The sequence below is a fragment of the Phyllobacterium sp. YR531 genome (genome assembly GCF_000282595.1).
GTDB lineage: Bacteria > Pseudomonadota > Alphaproteobacteria > Rhizobiales > Rhizobiaceae > Phyllobacterium.
The window spans coordinates 1-7,288 of record NZ_AKIZ01000011.1; the positions used below are offsets into that span (position 1 = coordinate 1).

Annotated in this window: 8 protein-coding genes; all 8 read left to right on the forward strand. The window is 55.0% G+C overall.

Annotation, left to right across the window (positions count from 1 at the left end; genetic code table 11):
• The first annotated feature begins 136 nt into the window (after positions 1 to 136).
• Positions 137 to 529, forward strand: coding sequence for a hypothetical protein (locus PMI41_RS03370; protein WP_008121791.1), 393 nt, complete (start codon positions 137 to 139; stop codon positions 527 to 529).
• Positions 526 to 861 (forward strand): hypothetical protein, encoded by a 336-nt coding sequence (locus PMI41_RS03375; RefSeq protein ID WP_008121793.1) that lies wholly within the window; start codon positions 526 to 528, stop codon positions 859 to 861. The genes PMI41_RS03370 and PMI41_RS03375 overlap by 4 nt, the downstream gene beginning before the upstream one ends.
• Positions 858 to 2,996: a type III secretion system export apparatus subunit SctV gene (gene sctV / locus PMI41_RS03380; RefSeq protein WP_008121794.1), complete on the forward strand. Its 2,139-nt coding sequence runs from the start codon at positions 858 to 860 to the stop codon at positions 2,994 to 2,996. Before PMI41_RS03375 ends, sctV begins: the two co-directional genes overlap by 4 nt.
• Positions 2,989 to 4,398, forward strand: coding sequence for a type II and III secretion system protein family protein (locus PMI41_RS03385; protein ID WP_008121796.1), 1,410 nt, complete (start codon positions 2,989 to 2,991; stop codon positions 4,396 to 4,398). Before sctV ends, PMI41_RS03385 begins: the two co-directional genes overlap by 8 nt.
• 10 nt (positions 4,399 to 4,408) lie before the next feature.
• A complete protein-coding gene (locus PMI41_RS03390; protein ID WP_244423896.1) occupies positions 4,409 to 4,831 on the forward strand; it encodes a hypothetical protein in 423 nt (140 codons plus the stop codon).
• A 40-nt stretch (positions 4,832 to 4,871) separates the two neighbouring features.
• The gene (locus PMI41_RS03395) at positions 4,872 to 5,687 is read left to right on the forward strand and encodes a tetratricopeptide repeat protein (RefSeq protein WP_008121800.1); all 816 of its coding nucleotides are present in this window, start codon (positions 4,872 to 4,874) and stop codon (positions 5,685 to 5,687) included.
• Positions 5,688 to 5,702: 15 nt separating this feature from the next.
• Positions 5,703 to 6,743 carry an EscU/YscU/HrcU family type III secretion system export apparatus switch protein gene (locus PMI41_RS03400; protein ID WP_008121802.1) on the forward strand — a complete coding sequence of 347 codons (1,041 nt, stop codon included), beginning with the start codon at positions 5,703 to 5,705 and terminating at the stop codon, positions 6,741 to 6,743.
• Between the two features lie 59 nt (positions 6,744 to 6,802).
• The coding region (locus PMI41_RS03405; protein WP_008121805.1) for a L,D-transpeptidase at positions 6,803 to 7,288 on the forward strand (486 nt) is incomplete at its 3' end.

Consider the following 7,288-nt stretch of genomic DNA (forward strand, 5'->3'; position numbering starts at 1 on the left):
GAATTCGTCCTGACGTTCTAGCTCAAAGCGCATAACCCCAGGAATTGTGATCGATTTTTGGAAGGACTTATGCGCCGGCTTAATAATTGCTGCGTCTTTGATAAGTGGAGACAAAACGCGGTAATGGGGGATACGAATGGCACTTGACGTTCGTCGGCAGGAGGACAGGATTCGGGCACAGCTCGGGTCGGTATCAGCACGTCCCGATGCAGCCCGGGTTGAACAGGCCCAATCGAAAGCTTTTGATGCATCGCTGGCGAGATCAGAACAGGCCGCCAGACGTGCCAAGGAACCCTTTATCGGTCAGATAGGGCGGCTGCGTAAGCCGAAGCTCGCAAATCCCGGCGTGTTCGATCTGGCACGATCACAGGAAATTCTCGACTATCTTATCAATGATCTGTTGCCGGAGCTGGATATAGACGAAGAAATCGCGGCAATAACCGCATCGATGCTGACGGAAGAAATCGATAGCCGTCGTGAACTGCAGGAGCGATTGAGCCTTGCACAGAATCAGGCATTGGGCCAGTGACACAGCAGCGTCAGGACAGTGTCGAATTTCTTCACGGGCTTGGGTACCTTTATTGCAGGGCCGGTCAGCCCGAGCGTGGGCTGGTCTTTCTGCTGTTGGCAGCAAAGATTGCACCGCATGAAACATCCGTCCTCAAGTCTTTGGCAGCAGTCTTCGTCGAAACCGAATCGGCTACGCGTGCGCTGACAGCGATTGACAGGATCGAGGATATTGAAGGGACGATTGCTCCCAGCCTCGCCTTGCTCAAAAGCAGGGCACAGTGGCTGCGCGGGGAACATGACCGCGCACGCGAAACCTTTCAGGATTATATAGATCAGAGGCGATCGGCATGAATATTCTCGCCTCACTGAACCGCTTTGCCCGGGTAGCATCCAAGCGCTCCGACATCGTCATTGCAGCGTTTATGCTTCTTGCCATCATCATGATGATCATACCGCTGCCGACATTTCTGGTCGACATGCTCATTGGTATGAATATCGCATTCAGCCTGCTCATATTTGTCGTGGCATTCTACATTTCGAAGCCTGTACAGTTTTCCGCCTTGCCTTCGATTATCCTGCTCGGCACGCTCTTCCGTTTGTCGTTGTCCATCACGACGACAAGACTGATTCTGCTGCAGGCCGATGCCGGCCAAATTGTTGCTGCCTTTGGTGATTTTGTCGTGGGCGGCGAAGTGGTGATTGGTCTCGTGGTCTTTTTGATCATTACCATTGCCCAGTTTGTCGTGATTACCAAGGGTGCAGAGCGTGTGGCCGAAGTCGGCGCGCGTTTTGCCCTTGATGCTATGCCCGGCAAACAGATGAGCATCGACAGTGAAGCCCGCAGTGGTGACATTGACCAGGCAGAAGCCAAGCGCAGGCGGCAGGGTCTGGAGCGCGAAAGCCAGTTTTATGGTGCCATGGATGGTGCCATGAAATTCGTCAAGGGCGACGCTGTTGCCGGGCTTATCATCATCGCGATCAACCTGATTGGCGGTCTTGCCATTGGCTCGCTGCAGCACGGAATGCCATTCAGCGAAGCAGCCCATACCTACTCACTTCTCACCGTCGGCGATGGCCTGATTTCGCAGATACCTGCGCTGATGATGGCTGTCGCTGCAGGTACGGTCGTGACACGTGTCACCTCTGACCGGAATGAAGATCTGGGAACAGAAATCATCGGGCAGCTTGGTGCCAATCATCGCGCGTTGGCTTTGGCAGCGGTTATTCTGTTCGGCTTCGGTGTTGTGCCAGGGTTTCCCACCGTGGTGTTCTGGACTTTGTCAGCTCTGGCAGGCGGGCTTGCCTATGTGGTTCACAAGCGAGCAGTAAACCAGCAGGACGAAGCCATGGATGAAAATGGCAACGTTGTTCAGATCGGCAATATCACGAAGCCGCAACCGGCTTTGGCAGATGGGCAGACCGGACTTCTGGCAGGCTCACAGCGCCTGGTGCTTTGTCTTGGATCGCATCTTGCAGAGACAGCTGCACTACCTGTCCTGCAGGAAAATATCGAGCAGGTCCGTACCAGCCTCTTCACCGATATTGGCGTTCGTGTCCCGCAAATTGGCATCCGTATGGATATGATGCTCGAGCCAGATCAATTCCGCATTGATCTTGAAGATGTGCCGGTCACGGATGGCGTAATTTTCATCGACCAGATTCTGGTGACGGACGACACAGTTCATCTTGAACTCATGTCCATTCCTTATCAGGTTCGCCCCGCGCTGATCGGACGGAATGACTCAGTGTGGGTCGAGCAGCGCCACAGGCAGACACTGGAAGATGCAGGCATAACATTCCATGAGCCGGTTGCAGTTCTGATGGAGGTTTTGACCCGCTCTGTACGCCGTTATGCCGCCGATTTCATCGATGTGCAGGAAATCCGGTTTCTGCTGTCGCAGGTCGAAGAAGATTATGGCGATCTGGTCAAGGAAGCCGTGGGTGTCTCGTCCCTGCAGAAAATTTCCGAGGTTCTTCGCAGGCTGGTCGAAGAGGATATCCCGATCACCAATTTGCGTGTCATTCTTCAGGCTATCGTGGAATGGGGACCGCAGATACAAAATCCCTATGTGCTGGCAGAATATGCCCGCATCGGACTGGCACGACAGATATGTCACCGCCATTCTGAAATGAACCGTATCGTGTCAGCCTATCTGCTGACGCGGGAAACCGAAGATGCTGTGCGTGCAAGCGTGCAGCAGGGACCCGGCAATCCTTCAATCAACATTCCGGAAGATATATCCCGTCCGATCATTGAGCAGCTGAAGGGCCGCTTCAGTAGTCGGGACACGGATATCGTCAGAACGGTCCTGACGACAATGGATATTCGCCGCCCGATCAGAAATCTCCTGATCCGAAACGATATCAATCTGCCGGTGCTTTCCTATCAGGAAATATCACCAGAGTTCAGTGTGCAGTCTCTTGGCTATATCTCGCTACCGGCCTCCGGCCAGATGCGGCAGATCGGGGCAGGGGCAAATGAGTAAGCGTTCAGTCAGTTTCCGTAACCAGCAACATCAGAATATGGTGGACAATTACCCTATGCTCATACTGAATTCCTTTAAAAGGATACGGCCAGCAAACATGCCGCTGCCGCTATTTATACTCACGATCCTGTTGGCATTGTTCGCCTGCCTTCAGCCCGCTTCTGCGCAGGTCAAGGTTGATGCGACGGCCGGGCAGGTGCTGAAGCTCAGCATGGGGCAAGGCCAGATTTTGCGCTTTGACCAGCCTGTGGAATCGGTGTTCCTCGCCGATACGACAATTGCCGATGTTCGGGTCGTGTCTCCCGGTGCCGTGTATATTTATGCGACAAAAATCGGCAATACCAATCTGATTGCGCTGAGCCCCGATCAGGGAACGCGTGGTACGGTCCAGATTCGCGTTGTTGGCAATCCTAAGGAAGCACAACAGTCAGCCAAAGTGCTGCAACCGACATCCACAGTCGATATCACTCTCTTCGGGGAGCAATATGTCGGCAAGGGCCAGACCAACAATGTTGGCGAGGCGCTGGACACAGACAATGTGCTCCAGAGCTATTCGAAGCCTGACAAGCCTGCACTGAACAATACAACGATATCTGGTCCCAATCAGGTCAATATCCGGGTGCGCTTTGCCGAAGTCGCGCGCAATGAACTCGCCCGCTATGGTGTTGACTGGAGCGCCGTTGTTAATAGCGGTTCCTTCTCATTCGGTCTTGTACGGGGCGGTAATGTTCCCAGCCGGGAGGGCGCTACTTCGATTGGCGTGAACAGTCGCAACGTCAACGTCGGTGTCTTGCTTGATGCACTGAAGGACAATGGTGTTCTGACGATTCTGGCAGAACCGAACATCACGGCCGTGACCGGGCAAACAGCAAGCTTTCTTGCAGGTGGTGAAATCCCGGTTCCGATTCCGGTAGGCAATGACCAGATCGGCATTGAGTACAAACAGTTCGGTGTTTCTTTGCAGTTCACACCGACGCTTCTGCCCAATGATCGCATTGCCCTGCAGGTGAGACCAGAGGTCAGCAGCGTATCACAGGACAGCGTCGTATCGATTCGCGGTCTCGTCGTCCCGTCCTTGCGCATCCGGCGTGCCGACACCACTGTCGAAGTTGGCAGCGGCCAGACATTTGCCATCGCCGGCCTGTTCCAGCGGCAGGAAACACAATCGATCAACAAGACGCCGGTTGTCGGTGACGTGCCCATTCTCGGAGAGCTGTTCAAATCCAAGCGCTTCCAGCGCAACGAGACGGAGCTTGTCATTCTGATAACGCCGTACCTCGTTACCCCAACATCTTCCCGCAATCTCAAAACGCCGCTGGACAGCCCGTCGGGTGCAATTTCGTCGCCTCGCAAAAAGTCCAAGAAGGTCGTCAATCAGGGGTATGGTTTCTATGTTGAATAATGGCCCCGTCTTGACGATTCGTACTGGTCTGCATCTCTTGGTCGTATTGGGTGCATCTGTCCTTGCAGGTTGCACTGGTACCAAGATTCAACCCTACTCGCCAAATTATAGCTATCTCGATACCGGCGGTACATCGCGGCCGGGTGTGGTCAGGAAGGGTTATGACAGCGAGCGTGCCGCCATGCTCGTTCCGGACGCCTGTATAACGCCGGACACAGGGGAAGACCCGATGTACCTGCCATCCGGTTGCGCAAACAATCTCAATTTGCAGCACATGGCCGCAAAAAAGCAGGATCTGATGCATGGCCGCGAGATGGGGCCTGCCATGGCTGCGCCCGTGGCTCGCGCAGCACAAAACTACATTGAAGGGACTGAACCTGAAACCCGCCGTCGCCGGCTACCGGCGGACGAGGCGAATCAGTCAACCCAGTGAGGATGATCGACATGATCGATGGATATCGGGGAGCATCAGCATGATCATGAAGCATTTTGCGGGAAGTATCTTGCCTGTTCTGGCTTTGGGACTGGGGGTTTCGGGTTGCGTTTCGACGCCACCTGAGCAGGCCGCTGCGGCTAAAAAGCCGGTAAGCCAGCAATCCCAGTTGATGAAGATCGCCAAGGATATTGATGCAAAGGGCGAGAGCGGCACCGCTCTGGCGCTCTATGAGCGGGCTGCGGAAATGTCGGCGGATGATTCCACCATTCATGTCAGGCTTGGCAATGCCCGGATGAAAGGTGGCGATCCGGATGGCGCTGAGCAGGCTTACAGATCTGCCTTGCAGATCAATCCGCAGGATGCCAATGCCATGCTCGGATTGGGGACAGTCCAGCTGCAGCGCGGCGATGCAACCGCTGCCGCCAGAATTCTGGCAACTGCTGCGCCAGCTGTGAATACGGTATCTGCCTATAACAAACTTGGAACAGCCATGGTGCTCAGTGGTGACGGTCCCGGAGCGGAAGGTGCCTTCGCAAAAGCACTTGCATTGCAGCCGGGCAATCTCGACACAAAGACCAATCTGGCATTGGCACAGGCTCTGTCCAACAAGCTGCCGGACGCGTCTTCCAGCATGAACAGCGTGGTGACATCGCCGCTCGCAGAGAAGCGTCACTTCGTCAATTACATGATCATTCTCAGCATGTCGGGCGATTCCGCCGGGGCGCGCGCAATTGATGTTCCGGACATGCCGGCAAACCAGAAAAGCCAGATTTTGGCGAAAGCTGCAAAATTGCGTTCAATACAGGATCCGGCGAAGCGTGCGCAGGCAATCGGCCTGCTCGCTTCGGCGTAATCAAAGGCCAGGGATGTGAGCCAGACCAGCGAAGAAAAAACACTTCCGGCGTCAGACAAGAAGATACAGGACGCGCGCAAGAAGGGTCAGGTGCTGCACAGCCCGGATATGGTTTCGGGCGTGATCATCCTGTCATGCACCGTTTTCCTGATCTATATTGCTCCGCTCCTGCGCGTTAAGGTCGGTGCCTTGCTGGAGGAAGCTTCGCACATTTACGACCGGCCTTTTGCCGAAGTCTGGTACCGGCTGATCACGATTTCGGTGCAGAGCCTTTTGACGGCGACAATTCCCATCCTCGTTATCACCATGTTCGCAATCCTGATCACCAACGTCGCAGTCACACGCGGCTTTGTCTTCTCAGCCAAGCCTATTGAGCCAGACTTTGACCGTATAAATCCGGCAACAGGTTTGAAACGGATATTCTCGCTCAAAAGCGTCGTGGAGTTCTGCAAGGCACTGTTCAAGATTGTTGCTGTGACAACAGCTTTTGTCTTTGTCTTTCAAGCCGGACTGAAAGCTTTATTCGAGTCGCCATCCTGCGGCGGGTTGTGCATGCAGGCGACCTTCTTCGCCATGCTCAAGCCATTGGCTGCAATTGCCGTGGGTGCCTTCCTGATACTCGGGTTCTGCGACATTTTTCTGCAGCGCTGGCTCTTCTTGCGCGAGATGCGCATGACAAAAACCGAGAGCAAGCGCGAGCATAAGGACATGGAGGGCGATCCGCTCATCAAGCAGGAGCGTCATCGCCAGCGCCAAGCTGTAACAGGCGGCAAGACAGGGTTGAAAAGTGCCGTACTGCTGATCGGAGAGCCCGGCGGCACCCTTGTCGGCATCCGCTATGTGCGCGGTGAGACGCCTGTTCCCGTGGTGGTGTGCCGCGCATCTGGAGCAGGGGCCATGCAAATGAGCCAGCAAGCCGCGGAGCTTGGAATTCCAGTGTCGTATGATGGCGAACTCGCGCGCCAGATCGCCAAGACGGCCAATATAGGCAATCCGGTTCCGGAACGCGCTTTCCAGCCTGTCGCCAATGCCCTTGTTGCAGCGGGATTGATTTGAATGTCGCGGATTTTTGAACAGCCGAAGCATGTGATGCTCTCAATGGAGGAATATTTTTCATGATGACCCTGAAGTCCGGCATCGGAGCATTGGCAATCATTCTGACCTGTCTGGGCAGCACCTCTGCGGGAGAGCGTATACTTTCCACAGAACCATCGCCGCCTGTTCTCGACAAGAAAAACCACAAGGTTTGGGTTCAGCAAGGCTATCTGGATTTCCTTATGGAGCCGGAGAGCTATCCACCGCGCCATGCGCGGCAAGGTGCAGTTGCAGTTGATACGTTGCGGCCTGCTGTACCACGGGGTGTCGTCAGCTACGAAACCCATGAAAAGCCCGGCACCATCATTATTGAGACGGAAAATCGCTCTCTTTATCTTGTGCAGGGTAATGGCCGTGCAATGCGATATGCGGTTGGTGTCGGTCGAGAGGGCTATGGCTGGCGCGGGACGGAACGTGTCTCGAGCAAGAAGGAATGGCCCGAATGGCGCCCGCCTTCAGACATGCTCGCCCGTCGACCGGACCTGCCGCAACATATGGCTGGGGGG

Excerpts from the sequence above, each read along its gene's own strand:
- sctV (WP_008121794.1), top strand. The coding sequence starts at position 858 with ATGAATATTCTCGCCTCACTGAACCGCTTTGCCCGGGTAGCATCCAAG.
- PMI41_RS03385 (WP_008121796.1), top strand. The coding sequence starts at position 2,989 with ATGAGTAAGCGTTCAGTCAGTTTCCGTAACCAGCAACATCAGAATATG.
- PMI41_RS03370 (WP_008121791.1), top strand. The coding sequence starts at position 137 with ATGGCACTTGACGTTCGTCGGCAGGAGGACAGGATTCGGGCACAGCTC.
- PMI41_RS03395 (WP_008121800.1), top strand. The coding sequence starts at position 4,872 with ATGATCATGAAGCATTTTGCGGGAAGTATCTTGCCTGTTCTGGCTTTG.